At 62.0% G+C, this 25,162-nt stretch carries 21 protein-coding genes; 15 read left to right on the forward strand and 6 right to left on the reverse strand.

The window, feature by feature from the left end:
• Window positions 1-96: 96 nt before the first annotated feature.
• The 7 genes from G7047_RS27105 to G7047_RS27135 are packed head-to-tail and all read left to right on the forward strand — an operon-like array spanning window position 97 to window position 7,902.
• Entirely contained in the window at window positions 97-2,463 is a 2,367-nt protein-coding gene (locus G7047_RS27105; protein WP_166311402.1) for a bifunctional salicylyl-CoA 5-hydroxylase/oxidoreductase, read from the forward strand.
• Complete coding sequence (locus G7047_RS27110; protein WP_166311403.1) at window positions 2,463-3,248, forward strand: SDR family NAD(P)-dependent oxidoreductase; 786 nt, start codon at window positions 2,463-2,465, stop codon at window positions 3,246-3,248. The genes G7047_RS27105 and G7047_RS27110 overlap by 1 nt, the downstream gene beginning before the upstream one ends.
• A 45-nt stretch (window positions 3,249-3,293) precedes the next feature.
• Window positions 3,294-4,148 (forward strand): enoyl-CoA hydratase family protein, encoded by an 855-nt coding sequence (locus tag G7047_RS27115; protein ID WP_166311404.1) that lies wholly within the window; start codon window positions 3,294-3,296, stop codon window positions 4,146-4,148.
• Window position 4,149: 1 nt separating this feature from the next.
• Window positions 4,150-5,325 carry an acyl-CoA dehydrogenase family protein gene (locus G7047_RS27120; RefSeq protein WP_166311405.1) on the forward strand — a complete coding sequence of 392 codons (1,176 nt, stop codon included), beginning with the start codon at window positions 4,150-4,152 and terminating at the stop codon, window positions 5,323-5,325.
• 48 nt (window positions 5,326-5,373) lie between these two features.
• On the forward strand, window positions 5,374-6,990 hold the full coding sequence (locus G7047_RS27125) for a benzoate-CoA ligase family protein (protein WP_166311406.1): 1,617 nt from the start codon (window positions 5,374-5,376) through the stop codon (window positions 6,988-6,990).
• Between the two features lie 2 nt (window positions 6,991-6,992).
• Window positions 6,993-7,457, forward strand: coding sequence for a thioesterase family protein (locus G7047_RS27130; RefSeq protein WP_166312287.1), 465 nt, complete (start codon window positions 6,993-6,995; stop codon window positions 7,455-7,457).
• Window positions 7,458-7,500: 43 nt separating this feature from the next.
• Window positions 7,501-7,902 carry a RidA family protein gene (locus G7047_RS27135; RefSeq protein ID WP_166311407.1) on the forward strand — a complete coding sequence of 134 codons (402 nt, stop codon included), beginning with the start codon at window positions 7,501-7,503 and terminating at the stop codon, window positions 7,900-7,902.
• Between the two features lie 658 nt (window positions 7,903-8,560).
• On the opposite strand, the gene G7047_RS27140 is transcribed toward G7047_RS27135, so the two are convergent.
• From G7047_RS27140 to G7047_RS27150, 3 genes are all read right to left on the reverse strand, one after another.
• Window positions 8,561-9,760, reverse strand: coding sequence for a phospholipase A (locus G7047_RS27140; protein WP_371813829.1), 1,200 nt, complete (start codon window positions 9,758-9,760; stop codon window positions 8,561-8,563).
• 76 nt (window positions 9,761-9,836) lie between these two features.
• Window positions 9,837-10,265 (reverse strand): hypothetical protein, encoded by a 429-nt coding sequence (locus G7047_RS27145; RefSeq protein ID WP_166311409.1) that lies wholly within the window; start codon window positions 10,263-10,265, stop codon window positions 9,837-9,839.
• Between the two features lie 43 nt (window positions 10,266-10,308).
• Entirely contained in the window at window positions 10,309-12,378 is a 2,070-nt protein-coding gene (locus G7047_RS27150; RefSeq protein ID WP_166311410.1) for an ATP-dependent helicase, read from the reverse strand.
• Between the two features lie 501 nt (window positions 12,379-12,879).
• Here G7047_RS27150 and G7047_RS27155 point away from each other — a divergent pair.
• The 5 genes from G7047_RS27155 to G7047_RS27175 all read left to right on the forward strand — a co-directional run bounded on the left by G7047_RS27155 (window position 12,880) and on the right by G7047_RS27175 (window position 16,303).
• Window positions 12,880-13,608, forward strand: a complete 729-nt coding sequence (locus G7047_RS27155; protein WP_166311411.1) for a hypothetical protein — start codon at window positions 12,880-12,882, stop codon at window positions 13,606-13,608.
• 6 nt (window positions 13,609-13,614) lie between these two features.
• Window positions 13,615-14,151, forward strand: a complete 537-nt coding sequence (locus tag G7047_RS27160; protein WP_166311412.1) for an ATP/GTP-binding protein — start codon at window positions 13,615-13,617, stop codon at window positions 14,149-14,151.
• Window positions 14,148-14,558 carry a roadblock/LC7 domain-containing protein gene (locus G7047_RS27165; RefSeq protein WP_166311413.1) on the forward strand — a complete coding sequence of 137 codons (411 nt, stop codon included), beginning with the start codon at window positions 14,148-14,150 and terminating at the stop codon, window positions 14,556-14,558. Before G7047_RS27160 ends, G7047_RS27165 begins: the two co-directional genes overlap by 4 nt.
• 179 nt (window positions 14,559-14,737) lie before the next feature.
• Entirely contained in the window at window positions 14,738-15,097 is a 360-nt protein-coding gene (locus G7047_RS27170) for a hypothetical protein (RefSeq protein ID WP_166311414.1), read from the forward strand.
• A gap of 252 nt (window positions 15,098-15,349) precedes the next feature.
• The gene (locus G7047_RS27175; RefSeq protein ID WP_166312288.1) at window positions 15,350-16,303 is read left to right on the forward strand and encodes an AEC family transporter; all 954 of its coding nucleotides are present in this window, start codon (window positions 15,350-15,352) and stop codon (window positions 16,301-16,303) included.
• Window positions 16,304-16,925: 622 nt separating this feature from the next.
• Here G7047_RS27175 and G7047_RS27180 read toward each other — a convergent pair.
• A complete protein-coding gene (locus tag G7047_RS27180; protein ID WP_166311415.1) occupies window positions 16,926-18,059 on the reverse strand; it encodes an asparaginase in 1,134 nt (377 codons plus the stop codon).
• A gap of 346 nt (window positions 18,060-18,405) precedes the next feature.
• On the opposite strand from G7047_RS27180, the gene G7047_RS27185 reads away from it, so the two are divergent.
• Window positions 18,406-19,608 carry a M48 family metalloprotease gene (locus G7047_RS27185; RefSeq protein ID WP_166311416.1) on the forward strand — a complete coding sequence of 401 codons (1,203 nt, stop codon included), beginning with the start codon at window positions 18,406-18,408 and terminating at the stop codon, window positions 19,606-19,608.
• 69 nt (window positions 19,609-19,677) lie between these two features.
• Window positions 19,678-20,508: a DUF2314 domain-containing protein gene (locus G7047_RS27190; RefSeq protein WP_166311417.1), complete on the forward strand. Its 831-nt coding sequence runs from the start codon at window positions 19,678-19,680 to the stop codon at window positions 20,506-20,508.
• A gap of 19 nt (window positions 20,509-20,527) precedes the next feature.
• On the opposite strand, the gene priA is transcribed toward G7047_RS27190, so the two are convergent.
• Window positions 20,528-22,711, reverse strand: a complete 2,184-nt coding sequence (gene priA / locus G7047_RS27195; RefSeq protein ID WP_166311418.1) for a primosomal protein N' — start codon at window positions 22,709-22,711, stop codon at window positions 20,528-20,530.
• Window positions 22,712-23,406: 695 nt separating this feature from the next.
• Complete coding sequence (gene hemE, locus G7047_RS27200) at window positions 23,407-24,522, reverse strand: uroporphyrinogen decarboxylase (RefSeq protein ID WP_166311419.1); 1,116 nt, start codon at window positions 24,520-24,522, stop codon at window positions 23,407-23,409.
• 199 nt (window positions 24,523-24,721) lie between these two features.
• On the opposite strand from hemE, the gene G7047_RS27205 reads away from it, so the two are divergent.
• Window positions 24,722-24,904, forward strand: coding sequence for a CsbD family protein (locus tag G7047_RS27205; RefSeq protein WP_166311420.1), 183 nt, complete (start codon window positions 24,722-24,724; stop codon window positions 24,902-24,904).
• Window positions 24,905-25,162 lie beyond the last annotated feature (258 nt).

The following is a 25,162-nucleotide window of genomic DNA, read 5'->3' on the forward strand; positions in this document are numbered from 1 at the left end:
AACGAATGACTGGATTAAGGGTTAGCTCTATCTTAGCCCATCGTTGAGAGGTAAATAATTTAGTTCTAAAGCAATTTCATGAATCGGAAGCCAGACATGAAGATCGTATGCATCGGTGGGGGACCCGCAGGTTTGTATTTCGCGTTGCTGATGAAGCAACTCGATCCAGTCCATGACATCACGGTGGTGGAGCGCAACAAGCCCTACGACACCTTCGGCTGGGGCGTGGTGTTCTCCGACGCGACCATGGACAACATGCGCGAATGGGATGCGGTGAGCGCCGCCGAGATCGAGCAGGCGTTCAACCACTGGGACGACATCGAGCTGCTGTTCAAGGGCCGCGCCATCCGCTCGGGCGGTCATGGCTTCGTCGGCATCGGCCGCAAGCATTTGCTCAACATCCTGCAGGCGCGCTGCGAGCAGCTCGGCGTGAACCTGGTGTTCAACACCGATGCGCAAAGCGACGAGGACTACCCCGATGCGGATCTCGTCATCGCGAGCGATGGCGTGAACTCGCGCATTCGCAGCAAATACGAGACCGTGTTCAAGCCCGACATCGTCATGCGCCCCAACCGCTTCATCTGGCTCGGAACGCACAAGGTCTACGAAGCCTTCACCTTCGACTTCGTGCGCACCGAACATGGCTGGTTCCAGGCCCACATCTACAAGTTCGACGACGAGACATCGACCTTCATCGTCGAGACCACGGAAGAGACCTGGAAGGCCTGCGGCCTCGAAGCTGCGGATCAGGAGCAGTCGATTGCGTTCTGCGAAAAGCTGTTTGCGGACAACCTGCAGGGCGCGAAGCTGATGACCAACGCGCGCCATCTGCGCGGTTCCGCGTGGATCAATTTTCAGCGCGTGGTCTGTGACCAATGGTGGCTCGAAAACGCCAAGGGCAGCCATGTGGTGCTGATGGGCGATGCGGTGCACACGGCGCATTTCGCCATCGGCTCGGGCACCAAGCTCGCCATTGAAGATGCGATTGAACTCACGCGCCAGTTCAAGCTGCTGGGCGACACCAAGGCGCACATCCCCGAGGTGCTGGTGGCCTATCAGGAGTTGCGCCGTGTGGAGACACTGCGCATCCAGAACGCGGCGTGGAACGCGATGGAATGGTTCGAGGTCTGCGGCAAGCGCTACTGCGACCAGCTCGAGCCCGAGCAGTTCATGTACTCCATGCTCACGCGCAGCCAGCGCATCAGCCACGAGAACCTGCGCCTGCGCGATGCGGCGTGGCTGGGCGGCTACGAGCAATGGCTGGCGAAAAAGAACGGCGTGACGGTTGACACCAACGGCGTCACGCCGCCGCCGATGTTTCTGCCCTACAAGGTGCGCGATCTCACGCTCAAGAACCGCATCGTCGTCTCGCCGATGGCGCAGTATTCCGCCGTCAATGGTGTGCCCGGCGACTTCCATCTCGTACATCTCGGCGCGCGGGCCATGGGCGGTGCGGGGCTGGTGTTCGCGGAGATGGCCTGCGTGAGCCCCGAGGGCCGCATCACGCCGGGCTGCCCGGGCGTCTATTCCGACGAACAGAAGCAAGGCTGGAAGCGCATTGCCGACTGGATCCACGCGAACAGCGGCGCGAAGTTTGCGATGCAGATCGGCCATGCGGGCGCCAAGGCGTCCACGCGTCTCGCATGGGAGGGCACGGACCTGCCGCTGCCCGATGGCAACTGGCCCATCATGGCAGCGTCCGCGCAGCAGTATCTCGATGGCGTGAGCCAGATCTCGAAAGCGATGACGCGCGAGGACATGGACCTGATCAAGCAGCAGTTCGTCGACGGCGCGCGCATGGCCGCAGAGATCGGCGCGGACTGGCTTGAACTGCACTGCGCGCATGGCTATCTGCTGTCGAGCTTCATCTCGCCGCTCACCAATCACCGCACGGATGAGTACGGCGGCAGCCTCGAAAATCGATTGCGCTATCCCGTCGAAATCTTCAAGGCGATCCGCGCCGTGTGGCCCGAGGGGCGGCCGATGTCGGTGCGCATCTCGGCGCACGACTGGGTGCCCGGCGGCATCACGCCCGAGGACGCAGTGGAGATCGCCAAGGCCTTCAAAGCAGCGGGCGCGGACCTGATCGACTGTTCATCGGGCCAGGTCAGCAAGCTGGAGAAGCCCACGTTCGGCCGCATGTTCCAGACGCCTTTCGCCGACCGCATCCGCCAGGAGGCCGACATCGCCACCATCGCCGTCGGTGCGATCAGCGAGGCGGATCATGCCAACAGCATCATCGCCGCAGGCCGCGCCGACCTGTGCGCCGTGGCACGTCCGCATCTGGCCAACCCCGCATGGACGCTGACCGAGGCCGCGAAGATCGGCTACACGCAGATCGCATGGCCCAAGCAGTATTACCAAGGCAAGCGCCAGATGGAGGCCAACTTCGAGAGAGAGAAGGCGCAGCAGCAGGTGGCCGTCAGCGCAGCCGCGGCGCACGCATCGGCGGGGCAGGCGTGATGGGCAACGCAAGCACTCATGCATCGTTGGCCGGTCAGCATGCACTCGTGACCGGAGCGGGTCAGGGCATTGGTGAGGCGATTGCGCGGCAACTGCTCGCGCGCGGTGCCAAGGTTACCGTGCTCGGCCGTCGCAGTGCTCCGCTGCAGGCGCTGGTCGAAGCACATGCGGGGCAATGTCAGGCTGTGCAGGCCGATGTGGCCGATGCCGATCAGGTGCAGGCCGCTTTTGCGCAAGCCATCCGCACGTTCGGCGACATCGGCATTCTCGTGAACAACGCCGGACAGGCCGCGAGCGCGCCGTTCATGAAGATGGACCTCGCCACTTGGAACCACATGCTTGCCGTGAACCTCACCGGCACCATGCTGTGCATTCAGCAGGTGCTGCCGGGCATGGTGGTACGCGGAGCAGGACGCATCGTGAACGTCGCGAGCACGGCGGGGCTCAAGGGCTACGGCTATGTCTCGGGCTACTGCGCAGCCAAGCATGGCGTGATCGGGCTCACGCGCTCCCTCGCTCTGGAGCTCGCCCACAAGGGCATCACCGTCAACGCTGTCTGCCCCGGCTACACCGAAACCGACATCGTGCGCGAGAGCATCGACCGCGTGATGCAGAAGACCGGCCGCAGCGAAGAGCAGGCCATGGCCGAGTTCGTCAAGGGCAATCCGCAAGGGCGTCTCGTGCAGCCCGCCGAGGTGGCCGATGCCGTGCTGTGGCTCTGCGGCGCAGGCGCGGGCGCGATCACTGGGCAAAGCATTGCGGTCGCCGGTGGCGAAGTGATGTGAACAATAAATCAGCAGAACACCAGAAATCAGAAAGCGAGACAGGCAATGAACAGCAGCACCATCGATCCGGCCCTGATCGCGGGCAACCGCAAGCAGTTGGCGGGCTACGCGGCCAAGCACTTCCAATGGCAGGTGGAGAACGGGGTCGGCACCATCACGTTGAACCGGCCCGAGCGCAAGAACCCGCTGACCTTCGAGTCGTATGCGGAGCTGCGCGATCTGTTCCACGAACTCAAATGGGCGACCGATGTGAAGGCCATCGTGCTCGTCGGCGCGGGCGGCAATTTTTGCTCGGGCGGCGATGTGCATGAAATCATCGGCCCGCTGGTGCAACTGAAGGCACCCGAGCTGCTGATGTTCACCCGCATGACGGGCGAGCTCGTGAAGACCATGCGCACCTGCCCGCAGCCCATCATTGCGGCCATCGACGGGGTGTGCGCGGGAGCGGGCGCGATCATGGCGATGTCGTCCGACATGCGCCTTGGCACCGCGCGCAGCAAGACAGCGTTTCTGTTCAACCGCGTGGGGCTGGCCGGTTGCGACATGGGCGCATGCGCAATGCTGCCGCGCATCATCGGCCAAGGCCGTGCGAGCGAGCTGCTCTACACCGGCCGCAGTCTGGGCGGCGAGGAGGGTGAACGCTGGGGCTTCTTCAATCGCCTCTGCGAGCCCGACGCGGTGCTCGCCGAAGCGCAGAAGCTCGCCGCCGATCTCGCTGCAGGCCCGAGTTTTGCCAACGGCATCACCAAGACCATGTTGCACCAGGAATGGGCCATGACCCTCGAGCAGGCCATCGAGGCCGAAGCGCAGGCGCAGGCGATCTGCATGCTGACCGAGGATTTCTCACGCGCATATCACGCCTTCGTCGCCAAGCAGAAACCACAATTCGAGGGGAACTGACATGGCCGATCACAGCTATCTGAAATGGCCGTTCTTCGATGCGCAGCATGAAGCCCTGGCATTGGAGCTTGATGCTTGGGCGCAGCAGAACATCGCGCATGAACACGACCCCGATGTGGATGCCGAATGCCGCGAGCTGGTAAAGCAATTGGGCAAGGCGGGCTGGCTCCGGCATGCGATTGCAGGGACTGCATACGGCGGTGCGGGCGAGCAGATCGACACCCGCGCGATTTGCCTGATCCGGGAGACGCTCGCGCGCCACAGCGGCCTTGCCGATTTCGCGTTCGCAATGCAGGGGTTGGGCTCGGGCGCGATTTCTCTGGCGGGTACCGATGGGCAGAAGCAGCGCTATCTCACGCGTGTCGTCAAGGGTGAGGCGATTGCGGCGTTTGCGCTTTCCGAACCGAATGCCGGATCGGACGTGGCGGCGATGAGCTGCGAGGCGCGGCTCGACGGCGATCACTACGTTATCAACGGCGAGAAGACCTGGATCTCCAACGGTGGCATCGCCGACTTCTACGTGGTCTTTGTGCGCACCGGCGAAGCACCCGGCGCGCGCGGCATCACGGCGCTGATCGTCGATGCGGAAACACCGGGCTTCGAGATCGCCGAGCGTATCGACGTGATCGCGCCGCATCCGCTCGCGCGTCTCAAATTCAGCGACTGCCGCGTACCGCTCACGCAGCGCGTGGGCACGGCGGGCGAGGGCTTCAAGGTGGCGATGCGTACGCTCGACGTGTTCCGCACCTCCGTCGCTGCCGCCGCGCTGGGCTTTGCGCGGCGTGCGCTCGACGAGGCGCTGCAGCGCGCCACGACACGCAAGATGTTCAGTGGCATGCTTGCGGATTTTCAGCTTACACAGGCCAAGCTCGCGCAGATGACCACGCAGATCGACAGCGCCGCGCTGCTCACCTACCGCGCGGCATGGCAGCGCGATCAGGGCCAGAGCGTCACGCGTGAGGCGGCCATGGCCAAGATGGTCGCGACCGAAAACGCGCAGCAGGTGATCGACGCGGCCGTGCAATTGTGGGGCGGCCTTGGCGTGGTGAGCGAGCAGCCGGTGGAGCGCCTGTACCGCGAGATCCGCGCGCTGCGCATCTACGAAGGCGCGACTGAAGTGCAGCAGCTCATCATCGCGCGGGAGCTGCTCAAAGACGTTGCCGCACGCGCCGTCTGATCGCGCCAGACCCACCGTCCATCAAATGTTTGCGAGAGGTTGATTTTCATGTCCTACACCGCTCACGTGGATACTTTCGCGGCCACACATCTTCCGCCGCCCGAGTTGCAGCCGGAGTTTCATTTCGATCTGCCGGAGCTGCAGTTTCCCGAACGACTGAATTGCGCGACCGAACTGCTAGACCGCCATGTGCGCGAGGGCCGGGGAGACCGACTCGCGCTGCAGGCACCCGGCGTGCGCTGGAGCTATGCGCATCTGCTGGAGCAGGCCAATCGCATCGCCAACGTGCTCGTGCGCGACATGGGCCTCGTGCCCGGCAATCGCGTGCTGCTGTTCGGTCCGAACAATCCCATGATGGTCGCGAGCTGGTTCGGCGTGGTCAAGGCCGGTGGCATCGTGGTGAGCGCCATGCCGCTGCTGCGCGCCAAGGAGTTGTCGGCCATCGCGGACATCGCCCAGATCAGCCATGCGTTGTGCGACGAGCGTCTGCGCGAAGAGGTCGAGGCGACCTGCAAAAAAGTCTCTGGTTTGGAGAGCGTGCGCTACTTCAACGCGCCACTGTCGGCTGCGCAATCGCTCGAAGCCGCGATGGCGAACGCATCGCCCGCATTCGAAAATGTCGACACCGCCGCGGTCGACACCTGTCTGTTCGGCTTCACCTCTGGAACCACCGGCGTGCCCAAGGCCACCATGCATTTCCATCGCGATGTGATGGCGGTCTGCGCGTGCTGGCCAAAGCATGTGCTGCGTGCGAATGCGGATGATGTTTTCATCGGCAGCCCGCCGATTGCGTTCACCTTCGGGCTTGGCGGACAGGTGCTGTTTCCGATGTCGGTGGGTGCGTCCATGGCGTTGATCGAGAAGGTGGGCGCGCAGCAGCTCGTCGAAGGCATCGAGCAGTTCGGCGCCACGGTGATGTTCACCGCGCCCACGTCGTACCGCACGATGTCCGCGTTCGCCGACCGCATCCGCCAAAGCACGCTGCGCAAATGCGTGTCGGCAGGAGAAGCGCTGAATGCGTCAACGCGCGCGATGTGGAAGGATGGCACGGGCATCGAGATCATCGACGGCCTTGGCTCCACCGAGATGCTGCACATCTTCATCTCGCACCGCGAAGACGAGGCCCATGCGGGCGCGACCGGCAAGGCCGTTCCCGGCTACCGCGCGCGGGTGGTGGATGACGAGGGCCACGAGGTCGCGATCGGCACCGTCGGCAAGCTTGCGGTGCAGGGGCCCACGGGCTGCCGCTATCTCAACGACGAGCGCCAGCGCAAGTACGTGATGGGCGGCTGGAACATGACGGGTGACGCTTATGTGATGGATGCGAATGGCTATTTCGTCTACCAGGCACGCACCGACGACATGATCATCTCGGCGGGCTACAACATCGCCGCGCCCGAGGTGGAAGACGCGCTGATGGCGCATCCCTCGGTCGCCGAGTGTGCGGTGATCGGAGTGCCCGACACGGAGCGTGGCCAGATCGTCAAGGCGTTCGTGGTGCTCAAGGCGGGCAGTGCGGAAGACGATGCCATGGTGCGGCAGTTGCAGGACTTCGTGAAGCAGACCGTGGCGCCCTACAAGTACCCGCGCGCCATCGAATTCGTGAAGACGTTGCCGCGCACCGCGACCGGAAAGCTGCAGCGCTTCAAGCTGCACAACGCGTGATGATGACGCAAGCCGACATCACCACCATTCCACAGCCTGCGCGGCGATTTGCGCGGCCGGTGCCGATCCGCTTTGCGCACTGCGATCCGGCGGGAATCATCTTTTTCCCGCAGTACCTCATGCTGTTCAACGGACTAGTGGAGGACTGGTTCAACGAGGGGCTCGGCGTCTCGTATGCCGGGATGCTTGGCGATCAGCGCACGGGTCTGCCCATCGTGCATCTGGAGTGCGACTTCCGCGCGGTCACGCGCATGGGTGAGACAGTCGAATTCGGCCTGACGGTGACCCGCATGGGATCGCGTTCGCTCACTCTGGACATGGACTGCCACGGCGCGGGCGGCGCGGACGGCGTGCTGCGTGTGTCCGCGCGCAAGGTGCTGGTCTTCACGAGCCTGGATACCCACGAAGCCATCGCCGCACCCGCGCACATACGTGCCGCGATTGAGCGTTGGATGAACGACGAATAAACGAATGAATGAGTTGGAACGAATCGAAAGGATGGATGAAAAGATGACCACAAAACAAGCACTGCTGCCCACCGGCTGGCCGCGTCCCAAGGGCTATGCGAATGGCGTGGCGGCGAGCGGACGCATGGTGTTCATCGCCGGCATGATCGGCTGGGACGGGCAGAGCGTCTTTCACACCGATGACTTTGCGGGGCAGGTGCGGCAGGCGCTGCAGAACGTGGTCGACGTGCTGGCTGCGGGCGGCGGCAAGCCGGAGCACATCGTGCGGATGACCTGGTACGTGAAGAGCAAGAAGGAGTATTTGGCTGCCGGTCGGGAGGTGGGGCAGGCTTATCGGGACGTGATCGGGTCGTTCGACATTGCGATGACGGCGGTGGAGGTGGCGGATCTTATTGAAGATCGGGCGAAGGTGGAGATTGAGTGTACGGCGGTGGTGCCGGGGTGAGAGGTGTTCCTCTCACTGGCTCTCCCTCTCTCCCTGTCACTCTCCCGCTTGCGAGGAAGGGGTGGGGCTGGTATTCGGCCTTTTTTCTGGCTTCTGCTGGGGCGTTGCTTACGGAGGCCGGGACTGCCCCCGGCGGGGCAATCACTTTTTGCTCGGCGCGCAAAAAGTAATCAAAAACGCGCTTTGAAGTCATGCGGCAAAACTCTCTGCGAGTCCTTCGGACTCTCCGTTCAAACAGCTTGCCGCAAAAGTGACCTGAAGAGGTGTATTCGGCACGTCGCTGCGCTCGTGCCGGGGTGTTTGCATAGCTGCATTGGGGTGCAAACGCCCGCTGCGCTTTTGAGTTTGCAATGGAAAAAATCAACTTGCGAATCACACGACTCTCGCACCCCAACATCTCGCGAGGTCGCGAGATGAGCGGCACGAGCGAAGCCATGTGCCGTACACACCTCCGAGTGAACCTCTAGCTCGCGGCGGTTGCCCGAACGGAGCGACGCAGTCGCGCAGTGAGTTCTGCCCCGGGTATTGAAAAACGCATTTTTGGTGACTTTTTGGGCGCGACCAAAAAGTTACTCCGTTGCCGGGCGGAACTCCCGGCCCCCGCCGCCAGCAACGCAGCAATGGCCAGAACTCCAAAAAACAATAACCAACTTCGCTACTAAAAATCGAGAAGACTGAACCCCACCGAGAACACGGTGCGCTTGAAGTTGTAGTCGATCAGGCTGTCACCATAGCCGCTGAAGAGCGACGCGTGCAGCCGCAGGTTGCTCTTGCCGCCGAGCCAACCCTCGCCAAGGGTGTGCATCCAATCGATGCGCCCCGACCCCTTGCCCTTGCCGTTGAGGGAGCCGCGTGCGGTGAGGCCTAAATAGTTGCGTTGATTGACGTTCCAGCCCAGACGCAGTTCGCCGCGGCCGATGTAGTTCTGGATATTGGGGTTGTTGTCGTCGTCGGCGCTTTCGCTGATGCGTTTCCAGAGCTTGGCATCGACTGTGAAGCGGTTAGGCAGTTCGAAGCCGGTCATTACGTAGTAGCGGTTCCAGCTGCGCGAGAGGGGGTCGCTCTGGCCGTTGGATTGGTGCGCGAGGCCGACGCCGGTGTAGCGCCAGCGCCAGCCCATGGGCAGTTCGGCGGTGGTGGGATAGACGTACATGATTTCGGGCTCGTGGTCTGTGTTGCGGAACGGGCGGGAGATCTTGGAGTTGAACAGCTGCCACGAGGATTGCTGCGTGTAGCCGAGCCAGAGCGAGTCGCGGTATTTGGAGTCGGCGCTGGTGAGCAGGCCCGATGCGAGCTTGGTGCGCACCGAGAATTGGAGGCGCATTTCCTGCTTTTGGTAGGGGCGCTCGAAGCTGGCGCTGTTGACCGGGTTGCCAGATGTGGGCTGGCGGTTGATCTCGTCGGCACCCGACGCCATGACGGAGACGGGACGGTAGCCTCGGAAGCTGAAGGCGCCGCAGTCCGTGCCTTCTTCGAGTTCCCAGAAACGCGAGACTTCGGAGAACGACGCATCGCGGCAGCCGCCGTTGGGCTGGGCAGCGGGTTGCGCTGTGGCAGTGGGTTCAGCTGGAGGACGCAGTTGCGCTTGCGCGCCGCTGTGGGTGGCTACCCCGTCGGTATCCGTTGATTTGGCGACGGCATTCGCGGGAGTGGCCGGGCCGACATCTTCTCCTGCGGGCTGGGCCTGGGCCCATTGGTCAAAGCAGGCAAGACGTGCCGCGCTGTCGGTCTGCGCCGTGCATTGACGCCATGCGGATTCCGATGACTCGGCGGTGGACTGGGCCAGCGACGTTACGGGCAGCGAGCCGCACAGCATGGCTGCAGCGGCGGCGGAAACACGGAGGATGTTGTGTGACATGAAGGTCATACGAAGAGGAGGAATTGGGGAGATGCGAGTTTGTGCAATGGCAGCGCATCCGAACGCGGCTGGAGGCTCATTGAATGGACTTGCGCATAGTGAACTTGAGGCTGCGGTCGTCGCTGCCGGCCCATTCGCCGCGAATAATGCGCGCGCAGCTTCCTTCGGCCACGCTGCCGTACCAGTTGCCGCTCACACTTTTGCCGTCGCGCGACTCTTCCATGGTGAGCTCGCCCTGATTCACATCGCCGACGATGATGGACTGAAATGCGGGGCGTTGGACGCTGCCCTTGACGGTGCCGTCCCATTCGGGATGCGGGCCGAGTTCGATGGTGATCGGGCCGGCCTCGCCGTCCATCTGCACGTTCCAGCGGCCGAGCAGTTCGGGCTGCTCCATCTGCTGCGCCGTGGGGCATGCGGGGCGGGTGCCGTAGGGGCTTGCGCATGCGGTCAGCAAGGTGGTGATCGCCACGATGGCAAACGTCTGAAAAGTGGCTCTTGGCATGTCGTCCGGTGCGGTCTTCTGTGGTTTGGGTCAGTTTGGTTTTTCAGGCGTTGGTGTCGGGAGCGATCTGCGCCTTGCGGGCGAACTCGTCGCGCAGTGCGCGCAGTTTGGCACGCGGGTCTTCGCGGGCGGTCGATGCATCGAGACCCATCTCGGCGATGAAGCGGCTGGGCTGGGTGGTCACCATATCGCGGCCCTTTTTGCGTCGCTTGGTCCAGCTCACGGCCAGCGTGCGCTGCGCGCGTGTGATGCCGACATACATCAGACGACGTTCTTCCTGCAGGCGCTGCAGGGTCTCGTCGCTGACCTTCAACTGCTTGCCGTCGTCATCATCGAGCTTGAAGGGCAGCATACCTTCGGTGACACCTGTCAGCATGACGTGCGGCCATTCGAGGCCCTTGGAGGCATGCAGCGTGGAGAGCACGACCATGTCCTGGTCCTGTTCGCGCTCTCCGATGGTGGACAGGAGCGCAATGTTCTTGGCCACTTCAAGCAGGCTCTTGGTTTCGGTCGCCATCGTCGTGCTTGCCGCGTCTTCGATCTTTCCGCCCGCGCGCTGGACCATCCAGTCGCTGAATTCGAGCACGTTGCTCCAGCGCGCAGCGGCGACGGTCTCGCTGTCCTCGCTGTCGTAGATGTGCTGCTCGTAGCCGATCTCTTTGAGCCAGTCCATCATGAAGGCACGTGATGCGTCGACGCCCAGCGTGTGGCGGGCGCGGTATTCCAGATCGTTGATGTAGCGGCCGAACTCGACGAGGCTTTCATGCGCCTTGCGCGGCAGCATGGCTTCGAGCATGTGGTTGAACAGCGAGCCGAACATGCTGAGCTTGTACTGCGCCGAAAACTCGCCGAGCTTGCCTAGCGTGGTGTGGCCGATGCCGCGCTTGGGTGTGGTGATGGCGCGCAGGAATGCGGGGTCGTCGTCGTTGTTGATCCACAGGCGGAACCAGGCACACAGGTCCTTGATTTCCGCGCGATCAAAGAAGCTCGTGCCGCCCGAGACCTTGTACGGAATGTTCGCCTTGCGCAGCGCCTTCTCGATGGGTTTGGCCTGGTGGTTGGCGCGGTAGAGCACCGCGAAATCCTTCCAGGCGGGTTGCGGATTGTGCGCGGCGCGCAGGCTCTGGATGCGAGCCACGATACGCTCGGCCTCGTGCTCTTCTGTATCGCAATCGACGATGCGCACCGGCTCGCCTTCGCCGAGTTCTGAAAACAGTGTCTTCGGGAACAGCTTGGGGTTGGGTTGGATCACGTTGTTGGCCGCGCGCAGGATGGCCGAGGTCGAGCGGTAGTTCTGCTCCAGCTTGATGAGTTTGAGCTGTGGATAGTCGATGGGCAGCTTCTTCAAATTGTCCAAAGTCGCGCCGCGCCAGCCGTAGATCGACTGGTCATCGTCGCCCACAGCGGTGAAGTGCGCGCGCTCGCCTACCAGCATCTTGAGCAGCTCGTACTGCGTGGCGTTGGTGTCCTGGTACTCGTCGACCAGCACATGCCCGAGCAGGCGTTGCCACTTGGCGCGCACCTCCGGATGGTGCTTGAGCAGCCGCATCGGCATGCCGATGAGGTCGTCGAAATCCACGCTCTGGTAAGCGGTCAGACGTTCCTCGTAACGCTGCATGATGAGCGCGATGCTGCGGTCGTTGTCGTCCTGCGCCATGGCGAGCGCCTTGCGGGCGTCCCAGCCGTTGTTCTTCCAGCCGCTGATGGTCCACTGCCACTGGCGCGCGGTGGCCACGTCGGTGGTGCCACCCGCGCAGTCCTTGAGGATGCCGGTCACGTCGTCCTGATCAAGGATGCTGAACTGGGGTTTCAAGCCGAGCGCATGTCCGTCCTCGCGCACCATGCGCACGCCCAGCGCGTGGAAGGTGCAGACCAGCACATCCTTGGCCTGTCTGCCGATCAGACCTGTTGCGCGCTCGCGCATTTCTGCTGCGGCCTTGTTCGTGAAGGTGATGGCTGCAATGCGCTTGGGGGCGAGACCGTTCTCGATGAGTTTCGCGATCTTGTGCGTGATCACCCGCGTTTTGCCCGAACCCGCCCCTGCCAGCACGAGGCACGGGCCTTCGGTGTAATGGACGGCTTGGAGCTGAGCCAGATTGAGTCCAACGGACATGTTGACGGCGATGCGAGGGGAGTGGGGGAGAAACGCCGGAGACGGTTGGCGGGTGCCAAGTCTGCGGCTGCGAATGGGAGCGATGAATCATAGCGATCAGCGCAAGTCCCTGCCGCCCCAGAAGTTGGTAGTAATTCTTAATAGCGAATGCCCAGCTCATTTAAGTGTCTTTACCACGCAGTAAGAAACATTGGGTAACATTCCCCGCCGCTCAGCTCATGCAATCGGTTAAGGGACGGAATAAGCCTCTTTTCAGGGCTCCAAACAATGAGTTTGTTCCATGAAGCAGCGGAATATGTCACCGCAATTCGTTCGATTCAATGTTTCATAGATCTGCTCGAAACCAAATCATTGGTTTCGCAATGACTTGGATAGCACATGGACGGTAAACAAATGTCAGCTGCAAGTAAGAAAGTGGCAACTGGGCGTTAGCGGGTATTAATGAAATTCTCTGCGCCGATATAATTTTTTCATTGCCACGGTCTTACAGGTGGAATAAATATGAAACATAACGTTGCGGGGGTTGCTCCAGATCTTCTTGCTCCGGCATATCTGGATCGATTCGTTGCTCTTTTCGGTGTCGCTGCGCGCAAGTCGCTGATCGAGTGGAAGCGTGCTTCCACGGGCGAGGCGCAGCTGACTTTGCTTGATGCATCCTCTTTGGGTGAAGTCGTGCCTGCGTCTACGCCTTGTGTGATTTACGTCGGTCAATCTGCGAGCGTCGCGGAAAAGTCGCGTGCGGGGCGCTGGGTGTCGCATTTGCCGGCGGAATTCACGGTGTCGGATCTCATCGATGCGCTGGATCGCGCAGCGGTGTTTCTTATGGACTGGTCCGCGCGCCAGAAGATGGCGGCAGCCAAGGTGGCTGCCGTCGTGGAAGCAGCCGTTCCGGCTGCGCAGGACGGTGCGGATGATCAGTACCAGCTTACGAGCTGGGTGTCGTTGGATGCCCCATACAACACGGGAGCCTGCGTGCGCGCCATGGCGTTGCTCACGCGTGCACCCATCAATATTCGCCAGCTGTGTGGTCACAGCGGTCTCGATCAAGAGACCGCCCGTGCGCTGATCACCAGTCTCAATCGCCGTGGCGTGCTGCGTCATACGGCGCACAAGACGGCTGTGGCAATGTCCAGCAACGCTGCCCAGGAGCAGGTCAATCGTGGTCGGCCGGTGCGCACGGGTTTGATTCAGCGCCTGACGCGCTGGGTTCGAGTCGGAGGCCGAAATTAAGTGGTGATGGATTCTCTTCCCCGTATTGCCTTGGTGGGGGCAATGGGTATCGGCAAGACAACGGCGCTGCGCTCCCTTTGCGGCGACAAAATGGTTTCTTCCGACGTGGTGAACCTGGATCGCGCAAGCAATGCCAAGGAGTTCACGACGGTCGGCACGGAGTTTGGCGAGATCGACCTCGGTGATGGAGAGCGCGTACAGGTATGCGGCTGTCCGGGCCAGGAGCGATTCTCGTTTGTACGCCAATGGATACTTTCAGTGTCCATGGGCATTTTCATCATGGTGGATGCCAATGATCCCGCGGCCGTGCAGGAGGCGTCGTATCTGCTTCAGGGCGTCGCCGCTTTGGAGCAGCAGCCCGTGGTTCTGATTCTCAACGCCCGTCCGGCGTCCCCAGCGGTGGTGGATGTGTTTGCTGCGGCGCTCACCAAGGCAGGGCACGGTGTGGTGCCGGTGCTGCAAGCCGATCCACGCGACCGAAATCAATTGCTCGATGCCATCGGTGTGCTGGCATCGATGTTGTCTTTGCAAAGCGAGGAATGATGAGCAAAGCGTCCACTGTGGTCCCTCCGCTGGTTGCGGCAACAGGGCGACAGATTCTTGACAGCGTTTTCACCCCTTTCCCGGAAGTCCAGATCGCGCTGCTTTCTACCCTTGACGGATTTGTGATCGCCTCTCACGGCGAACTGCACAACAAGGATGGATCACAGATGGCGGCCATGGCGGGCTCCATGATGGCGATGGCGCGCGCCGTAGCCTCCGAAATCGGACACAGCGGCACCCGTCGCCTGACGTTTGAAACAGACGACGGAACGGCCGTCTTTCAGAACGTTCCTAGTCAATTCCCTTGCATTCTGTGTCTGGTTGTGAAGAAGGAAGGCGTGCTCGGTCGTGCGCTTTGGGCCGTAGCTGAAGCTAGTTCACAAATGGCTGCGCGTTTGCACGTTTGACATGGATCAGAAAGTATGCAAACGTTACAGTACTCGAATCATTTCTGAGTTAACCGTCTGAATTTATGATGATTTGAGTGAGTTTGAGTGAGTTTGAGTGTCCCGCGCTGAGGAGTGAGGGCAGGGCCCGCAGCGCATGGATCCTATTTCTGAAGCATCTGTACAAAGAGGTAAAACACATGGCTAGCATTCAAGAATCTCTGTCCCAACTCATGGCAATCGACGGCGCACAGTGCGCTGCAGTGGTCGACAGCGGCAGCGGCATGTTGCTGGGCAGCATCGGTTCCGGAGTCGACCTGGAACTGGCTGCTGCAGGCAACACCGAAGTGGTCCGCGCCAAGCTCAAGACCATGAAGTCGCTGAACCTGAACGACCGCATCGACGACATCCTGATCACGTTGGGCAAGGCCTATCACATCATTCGTCCGCTGCAAAAGCACGACGGCCTGTTCGTCTATCTGGTGCTGGACAAGTCCAAGGCGAATCTGGCGCTGGCTCGCCGCAAGGTGCAGGACGTAGAGCAAGCTCTGGCTGTCTGACGCCAGCACCCCTGTGCTTCATCGGATGGTGTTTGTCTCCCTCATTTGACAGGGACGGCTACATCCATCCGGACGAGTGTTTCAATCAACGTACCCGCTTCGCACAGGTACTCACACTCTCTCGGTCCGATGGCATTGAGCATGTGACCGGATTTGGAGCCCGCGCCAGACAGCGCGGGTTTTTTCGTTTTCCGGCCCGTGGTTTGGCTGCGCACACGCGAACGGCCGGCTGCGGCGACAATCCACCGCATCGTGCTGTCCGTCTTCTCCGTCACCTTCCCGTTTTTTGCCCTGGTGCTGTGCGGCTATCTGGCCACACGGGGCAAGGTGCTGCCGCTGTCAGCCATCAGCGGGCTCAACACCTTCGTGCTGTACTTCGCGCTGCCGTGCATGCTCTACCGCTTCGGCGCGCAGACCCCGATTCGCCAGCTGCTTGATCCAGCGGTTGCGGGCGTCTACCTGCTGTGCGGTCTGATTCTGGTCGCCGCCACCATCGCGCTCACCAAGCGCGGCAACATCGGCTGGAACGATGCCGCCTTCGGCGCACTGGTCGTGGCCTTTCCGAACACCGGCTTCATGGGCGTGCCCTTGCTGGTCGCGCTGTTGGGCGATCAGAGCGCAGGTCCTGTGATCCTCACCATGGCGATCGACATGATCATCACGACTTCGCTGTGCATCGCCCTTTCACGGCTGGATGGCGCAGACGCTCATAGTGCAGCCACAGCGGTCAAGAACGCCCTGCGCGGCATGGCAACCAATCCCATGCCTTGGTCCATCGCACTGGGTGCGCTCGCCTCTGCGGTCGGCTGGCAACTGCCCGAGCCTGTGAACAAGACCATCGCCATGCTAGCGGGTGCTGCTTCTCCCGTGGCCTTGTTCACGATTGGCGCGGTGCTCGCTCGGTCGCAGATGAACGCGCATGAGCAGGTGCCCGTATTGCAATACGTGCCGCTCGCGCTGGCCAAGCTGCTCGTGCATCCGCTGCTGATCTGGCTGGGGTGTCAGGCGGCGATTACTCTCGGCGTGGCGCTCTCTCCCTTTACTGTGACGGTGCTTGTGCTTCTGGCTGCTTTGCCCAGTGCCAGCAATGTGGCGTTGTTGGTGGAGCGGTTTGGGGCGCACGGGGGACGGGTGGCGCGGGTCATCCTTGTGTCGACTGCGTTGGCGTTCTTTTCTTTTTCTTTGGCTGTGGCGTTGATGGTCTGATTTTTGGGCTTCTGCTTTTTGGTTGAGGGCAGAGGCCGGGACTGCCCCCGGCGGGGCAATCACTTTTTGCTTGCGCGCAAAAAGTAATCAAAAACGCGCTTTGAATACCTCCGGCGGAACTCGCGGCGTTCCTTCGTCACTCTGCTCGGGCAACCGCCGGAAGTCAGTTTTGAAAGAGGTGTGTATGGCACGTCGCTGCGCTCGTGCCGAGGGCGTTCGCATGGCTGCGTTGGGGTTCAAACGCCCGCTGCGCTTTTGCCGGAGGACGATCTCGCTTCTGTCAGCTGATCACACAAAACTGGCACACCAACATTTCGCGAAGTCGCGAGATGAGCGGCACGAGCGAAGCGATGTGCCGAATATTCCTCTTATGAAAATTCTGACTCGCGGCGGTTGCCCGAACGGAGCGGCGCAGTCGCGAAGTGAGTTCTGCCGCGGGTATTGAAAAGCGCATTTTGGGTGACTTTTTGGGCAAGACCAAAAAGTGACTCCGCCGCCGGGCGGAACTCCCGGCCTCCGCCCTCAACCCCCAGTAGAAAGAAAAAACAGAACACCGCCCCCACCCCAAACCTCCCCTAGCAAGCGGGAGAGAGAGCAAGAACAGGAGAGGGCGCGAGGGGGTTCAATACTCCCAGAACATGCGTTGCAGTTCTGAAGTACTCACCCCCTTGGTCAACGCCAACATAGTCAAGATGCGCGCCTTTTCAGGCCGCATGTCATGCGCCACCACCCAGTCGTACTTGTCGTCAGGCTGTTCGGCATTGCGCAACACAAAGCCATACGGCACGCGCGATGAACGCACGATCAGCACGCCCTTGCCGCGCGCGTCCTGGAGTGGCTTGACCATGCGGTCAGCCACCGAGCCGTTGCCGGTACCCGCGTGGACAATCGCCTTGGCGCCTGCGTCGACCAGCGCGTTGACCGCGGTGGGCTGGACGTTGCCGTAGGCGTACACGATGTCGACTTGGGGCAGCTTGTCGATGCTGTCGATGTTGAATTCCGATTGCGTCGTGTGGCGTTTTGCGGGGGCGCGGAACCAGTAGTTCTTGCCCTCGACGACCATGCCGAGCGGGCCCCACTGGCTGGTGAAGGCACCGGTCTTGATGTTGATGTCCTTGTTCACGTCGCGTGCGGTCTGGATTTCGTCGTTCATGGTGACGAAGACGCCCTTGCCCTTGGAGTCCTTGGCACCTGCGACGCTCACAGCGTTGACCAGATTCAGGGCACCGTCGGCGGACAGCGCCGTGCCGGGGCGCATGGAGCCAACGACGACGACGGGCTTGTCGGTCTGCACGGTGAGGCTCAGAAAATAGGCGGTCTCGGCCAGCGTGTCGGTGCCGTGGGTGACGACGATACCGTCCACATCGCTCTGCTTGGCGAGAGCCGATACACGCTTGGCGAGCGTCAGCAGGTTGTCGTTGGTGAAGCTTTCCGAGGCGATCTGGAAGACCTGTTCACCTTTGACGTTGGCGACGTTGGCGAGCTCGGGCAGGCCGGCCAGCAGCTTGTCCACAGGTACTTTGGCGGCGGAGTAAGTGGCGCTGTTCATTGCCGATGCGCCTGCGCCGGCAATCGTGCCGCCGGTGGCGAGCACGACGACGTTGGGCTTGGCGGCCTTGGCTGCCGCAGAGGCGGCGGCCGAGGCGGCGGATGAGTCCTGCGCAAAGCTGAGGGAAGGCAGGGCGGACAGGCCGCTCAGAAGGGATACGGCAACGGCCGTGGCTGCAACAGATTTGCGAAACGATTGGATAACCATGTTTGCTCCAGAAAATGGGATTCCGAGGCGCCGAATCGACCTTGTGGGCCGTGCGCCGCGAGCCTCGCACGATGCGCCAAGCGGCGCGGACAGAGCATCGGTGCATACCCTGACATGTGCGTGTCACGCAGCGATGCAGCATTCGTGCCACGGGGTTCCTCATCGAGCGGCGGCGCAAGGAGCGATGGCTGCGGACTGTTGTGGTCATGCATCACTTGTGCGAACTTGGGGCGTGGCGGATGCGTGGTCATGTGCAAATGCACATTCCTTGGGCATGATTGCGCCGATCTATTAATTGTTTGATTTTGGTTGCAAACTACGCGCCACATCTAAGAGAGGGAGAGCAATGGGCAATCTGGTTTATCCGCGCGAGAAATCGCTGGGCAGGATCACGCTGGTGTTGGGCATCATCGTCTGGATTCTGTTGATTGTGGGCACTGTGGGCGTGGCCCTGATCTACGTGCTGTTCGGCTTCATCGGCTACCTGTTCGCCCAGTCGGCGCTGATCGCCTGGCTGCGAGGCACCGGCGTGCGGTTGTCCGAGGAGCAACTGCCGCTGCTCTATGCCCAGTACATCGGCTGCTGCGACAAGCTGGGCATCAAGGAGCCGCCCGAGGCCTATCTGTTGCAGGGCGACGGCATGATGAACGCCTTCGCGACGCGCTTCCTGGGGCGTGAATTCGTGATCGTGCTGTCGGACACCGTCGACGCGATGAACGACCTGCCCGACGGCGTGAACTTCTACTTCGGCCACGAACTCGGCCACATCAAGCAGGGCCATTTGACGGGCCACATCTGGCGCGCGCCCGTGCTGTGGCTGCCGCTGATTGGCGCGGCCTATGCGCGCGCCAAGGAATACACCTGCGACATGCATGGCCGCGCCTGCTGCACGTCCGCCGAAGTGGCAGCACGTGCGATGTCGGTGCTGGCTGCGGGCTCCGACAAGTGGCGCCACGTGAATCTGGTGAGCTACGCGCGCCAGACCATGACCAATCGCGGCTTCTTCGCCGATCTGCATGAGTTGATCAGCGGCTACCCATGGCTCACCAAGCGCGTGGCACGCATTCTCAACCCCGAGATCAAGATGCCGGGCCGCAACCCTTTTTCGTACATCTTCGCGTTCTTCATTCCCTACGCGGGACGCGTGGGCGGCGGTGCGGCTGGGCTGGTGATCCTGATGATGATCGTCGCCGTGATCGGCATGGGCGCCGCGGCGGCGATCCCCGCTTATCACGAGTACCAAGGCCGAGCCGAACTGACCAACGAGTGGACGAATTCGTCGGCCGCCCGCACGGCACTCGGCGAGTACTACGCCAGCAAGGAAGAAGTGCCCGACACTCTGGAAGACGCGGGCATCTCCGCCAGTCAGGCTGCGGGTTTCGACTACGACTCCAGCACCATGAGCCTGAGCAAGGAAACCAAGCTTGGCACTCTCACGCTCGTGCCTTCCGAACAGGGCGGCAAGGTGCTGTGGCACTGCTACGGCGAAGGCAAGCGCATCCAGAAGGCGCTGCCCAAGAGTTGCAAAGCGGATGACGAGGAAGAGTGACCAGGTGGCCGCGCTGTGGGTTTCGGCCCCGGCCCCGGCATAAGCCCATTCATCAACTGGAACAGCACGATGAGCAGCGAACGACATGACCCCGCCATGCAGCAAGCCATTCAGCGCTCGCAGCAGAGCTTTCCTTTCTTCTGGCGTGAGCTGTCCTGGGAATATCGGCGCATCGTTCCAGGGCTGGATTTCGCGGCTATCAAGCTGCCGTTCGCGGTGAGCGCCGAGGCGCAGGCCGCGCACGGCGCGCCAGCGTTCGAGCACATGTGGGTGAGCGATGTGCAGTTCGACGGGCATGTGCTGAGCGGCTCGCTGCTCAACAATGCCAACTTCATTCCCGAATTGCAGAGCGGTACTGAGGTGTCCGCACCGCTCGCCGATCTGGAGGACTGGATGTACACCAGCGTGGGTGTGCTTTGCGGCGGCTTCACAGTGCAGGCGATCCGCGCGGCCATGGCCCCGGGGGAGCGGGCCGAGCATGACGCGGCCTGGGGGCAGCCGTTTCCCGATCCGGCGCTCTGCAACATCACGCCGTACGAAGTTCCTGCGCCCAAGCAGCCCAGCAGGCTGAGCCGCCTCTGGAAGAAGGCCGTCGCGCCCGGCGGCTTGCCGTTCGACGAGGCGCTGAGGCTGGCGCGCGAGAAGGAGCATCCGATGAGCGAGAACATGCGCGAGCGCTATGCCTCGGATCTGAAGGAGCAACCCGACATGGTGAGCGCGGCGCTGGACGACGGCTGGACGCTGCTGCAGCGCGACGCGCTCGCGGGCAATCTCGCCCCGGTCCAGGTGCTGCGCCAGCTCGGTGCCGACGCCCACAACCAGCGCACGCCACAGGGCGACAACGCGCTGGAACTGGCACAGCGTATGGGGTGGACGCGTGTGGTCGAGGCGCTGCGCTGACGTCTCTACCGCAGCGTCTTCAGATCGCCTGCGGGTCCACATCCACCAGCCAGCGGATCACCGCCTTGTGATCTGAACGGGCGGCGTGCAGCACCTCCTGCCACGCTGCGAGAAAGTGCTGCAGCGCGCTGCGGTTGGTGCTCTCGATGAGCATCTGGGCTCGCTCCACATTGGCCACGCGCTGCACCGCCATCGGCACGGGCGGAAACAGAAAGACATGCTCGATGCCGGGCAACTGTCGCTCGCGTGCGGCTTCGCTCACCGCGTTCAGAAAGGCCTGCGCGGCCTCCTGCGTGCGCGCATCGGCCCGTACCAGCGCTTGGTAGGCGAAGGGCGGCATGCCCGCGTCGGTGCGCTCTTGCAACTGCTCCGAAGCGAAGCGCGGATAGTCGTGTCGGCGCAGCGCGGCGTAGAGGCTGTGCTCGGCGTGCCAGGTCTGTATCCACATTTCGGGTGGATTGCCGCCCTGCGCGGCGATGTAGTGCGCATCCCGACCGGCGCGGCCTGCGGCCTGCATGAGCAGCGCGAATAAACGCTCGGGCGCGCGGAAATCGCTGCTGAACAGCGCACCATCGGGCTGCACGGCGGCCACCAGCGTGATGCGGCGGAAGTCGTGTCCTTTGGCGACCATCTGTGTGCCCACGAGCACGTCGACCTCGCCGCTGTGCACGGCGGCGAGCTGTTCTTCCAGTGCACCTTTGTTCTTGGTCGTGTCGGCGTCGATGCGCGCCACGCGGGCGGCGCGGCGCTCGGGCGTGATCACGTTGCGCAGCAGCGCGGCGAGCTGTTCTTCGAGTTGCTCGGTGCCACGCCCCATCGGCGAGATGTCGACATTGCCGCAGCTCGGGCAGGCATGTGGCACGCGCTGGGTGAAACCGCAGTGGTGGCAGCGCAGCGTGCGGTCGATCTTGTGGAAGACCTGGTGCGCGCTGCAGTGCGGGCAGTCGCTCTTCCAGCCGCAGTCCTTGCAATGCAGCACGGGCGCGAAGCCTCGGCGGTTGAGCAGCACGAGGCATTGCTCGCCGCGCTCGACGCGCTCGGTGATCGCGCGCAGCAGCGGCGGCGAGAAAACCGCGCCGCGTGGCTGCTGGCTCATGTCGACCAGGCGCACGCGCGGCAGCTCGGCCGCGCCAATGCGGCTTGGCATGTTCAGCCGCAGGTAGCGTCCGCCCTGTGGATCTTCTGCGCTCGGCGGGCGGCTGGCGTGCCAGCTTTCGAGCGACGGCGTAGCGCTGCCCAGAATCACTTTGGCGTTCTGCTCGCGTGCACGCCACACGGCCAGATCGCGGGCGGAGTAGCGGGCGCCTTCCTGCTGCTTGTAGCTCGCGTCGTGTTCCTCGTCGACCACGATGAGCGCGAGACCGGGCATGCTCGCGAACACCGCCATGCGCGTGCCGAGCACAATGCGCGCCTCGCCCATGTGCGCTGCCGTCCAGCTTTTCAGGCGCTGCGGATTGGTCATGCCGCTGTGCATGGAGACCACGGCCGACTCGCCGTAGATTGGCGCAAAGCGTTCCAAAAAACGCTCTTCCAATTGGGGCGTGAGATTGATTTCCGGCACCATCACCAGCGCCTGGGCCTGCGGATTGGCTGCTAGCACCTGTTGCACGCTGTGCAGATAGACCTCGGTCTTGCCGCTGCCGGTGCTACCGTAGAGCAGGAACGGGCCGGGCTCGGAGGCGATCTGCCGGGTGGCTTGCTGCTGTTCCTCAGACAATTGGATGGGCGGCAGCGCGGACGCCGCCTCGGGGCCGAGTGCCCCGTCCTTGTCCGCCTTTGCCTTGCGTTTGATGCGCCGCGCCATCTGCTCGGGCGTCAGGTCGCGCAACTGTGGTGGCAGTGCCGCCAGCGCCACCTCACCCAAAGCGCGCTGGTAGTAGCGCGCGGTGAAACTGGTCAGCCGCCTCCAACTCTCGTTCAGAGGGGGAATGCCTTCCAGCACGCCCAAGACGGAACGAGCCTGAACGCCATGGGGCAATGAGGGCTCGTTGCCTGCAGGTGAGTCCCAGACCACGCCCAGCACCTCGCGGCGGCCCAACGGCACGCGCACCAGGGTTCCGGGGGGCAGTGGCGCCGGACTCAGATAGGACAGCGGCTCCGAAACACTACTGTGTGCAGGCGTAGCCACCGCCACCCAAAGCGCATGGCTCGCGGGGGCTTCGGGGGCGGAGGAGAGGGATTCGTCTGCTGTCTCGATGGTCATGAAGCCGTCAAAGCGGGTTGGGGGGGTGAGAGGTCACCTGCCGGATTTGCGGGGTCCGATCATGCGACATTTCGAGGCGCCATGGTGAAAACACTGATTTTCCACAATCGAAAGTCAATTCTGTGGATAACTTTGTTAACTACTGGCGAGTGATTTCCTTTGTGCTCAATTGTCAGGCGCGATGCGTGCCGGTTGACATCAACAAGACATTGAAAAAACATCAATTAAATCAATATGCTATGTTGCATTGCAATGAACGTATTAGGCGGCAATGAGCTGTTGCAAGCGACCGGCCTCGCTCGCTCCAACATGTGCACAACTGCGCTGTCAAGGCCTATGAAAGCTTGAAAATTGTGCTAATGAACGCTTGCGGATTGGGATTTTGCTTGCGGTTTCGGCGCTAAGTGATTGATTTTTGGTGGAAAAGCACCCGGGTTGCAAATTTCTGTGGATAACTTTGTTGATATTGACCGGCAAGACCGTGCCAGGCGTAGTCATGGCGCCAATTGAGAAGGCCTCTGACACCCCGTGGACATGAAAAAAGCTGTTGAAAATCAACAGCTTGAAAATCCATCCTCCGATGGGAATGATGCTTGCGTAGATGGATGAAACAAATTGTGTTTAAAACACCGCACCACGAAATTTGTGCATAAGTACATGACTGGGAGCAAGAAGCTCCCAGTACCTTGTGCTTTTCAATCCGCTTTTTTCAGGAGCGTTTGGCGCATGGCTCGGGAATGGCCATGCACTGCTTCCACCAGCGCGGCGACATGTTCGGGCGGTGTGAACTGGCTGATGCCGTGGCCCAGATTGAAGATGTGTGTGGGACCCGTAGTCAACCGGTCGACATGGGGCGCGCCAAAGCTCTCGAGCACCGCCTTGACCTGGGAAGCGATCTGCGCGGGTGGCGCGAACAGCACGTTCGGATCGATGTTGCCTTGCAGCGCTTTGCAGTCGCCCACGATGGCGCGCGCCTTGCCAAGGTTGGCGGTCCAGTCCAGACCCAGGACCTCGCAGTCGAGCGCATGCATGTCGGACAGCCAGATGCCTCCGCCTTTGGTGAAGACGATGCGCGGCACATCCAAGCCATCCACGCCAGTGCGCTTTAGTTGCGAGAGCACGCGCTTGGTGTAGGCGAGGCTGAATTCCTGGAACGCGCCGTCGGCCAGCACACCGCCCCAGCTGTCAAAAATCATCACGGCCTGCGCGCCCGCGTCGATCTGGGCGTTGAGGTACTGGGCGACGCTGTCTGCGTTCACCGCCAGAATGCGGTGCATCAGGTCGGGGCGCGAATACATCAGCGATTTGACCGTGCGGTAATCGTCGCTGCCCTTGCCTTCGACCATGTAGCAGGCCAGTGTCCACGGGCTGCCCGAGAAGCCGATCAGCGGCACGCGGCCGTTCAGCGCGTGGCGGATGCTGGTGACGGCGTCGAACACGTAGCGCAGCTTGTCCATGTCCGGCACGGCGAGCTCGGCCACGGCGGACTCGTCACGCACGACCTTGGCAAAGCGCGGACCTTCGCCCTCGGCGAACGACAGGCCAAGGCCCATGGCGTCGGGTACGGTCAGGATGTCGGAAAACAAGATCGCGGCGTCGAGCGGAAAGCGCTCCAGCGGCTGCAGCGTCACCTCGGTCGCATAGTCCACATTGGTGGCCAGCCCCATGAAACTGCCCGCCTTCGCCCGCGTTGCCTTGTACTCCGGCAGGTAGCGGCCAGCCTGACGCATCAGCCACAGCGGGGTGTAGTCGGTGGCCTGACGGCGGCAGGCGCGAAGAAACGTGTCGTTGGTCAAGGGAGAGAAGCTCATGGGGCGTGATTGTCGCAGGGTGTGACTGCAATGGGATGCGAATGCCCCGTGCGCAGGCATTCTGATCATCGAAGTCTTGACTACAGTCATGTCGTCCAGCTGCTGACATCGCCGAGGCGTCTGCACCGATTGGGCGCGTTGCTACATGAGCGCACATTCCTCGTGTGATGACACATTCACCCCAACAAAGGAGTTCGACATGAAGAAGGAACAAGTGACCGGCCGTGTGGAAGAGGCCAAGGGCGCCATCAAGGAAACCGTGGGCAAGGCCATCGGCAACACCAAGATGCAGGTGGAAGGCGTGATCGAGAAGAATGCGGGCAAGGTGGTGGCTGCAGCGGGCGATCTGGCCAACAAGGTCGAGAAGGCTGCGAAGAAATGACCCGATGAGCGGTCACTCATTGAGTGCCCCGTTCAACAAGGCGTCGACATGCGAATGTCGACGCTTTTCATTTATGTACCTTGGACGTGCGTTCTGGAACAACGCGTCCCCTCGTTCGTTCTGTCAAATTTTGTCAAGCGCTCATCCCCCTCTTTGGTTTTTCATTCAGTCGTGATAGCGTTGGAAACTATCGTTATTTATTGTAAATAGTAGTTGTCTAATCTGCCTCGTGGCGTGAAGTGACTTCAAGGAGCGGGC

It is taken from the genome of Diaphorobacter sp. HDW4A (assembly GCF_011305995.1).
In the GTDB taxonomy this organism is placed as follows: domain Bacteria; phylum Pseudomonadota; class Gammaproteobacteria; order Burkholderiales; family Burkholderiaceae_C; genus Diaphorobacter_A.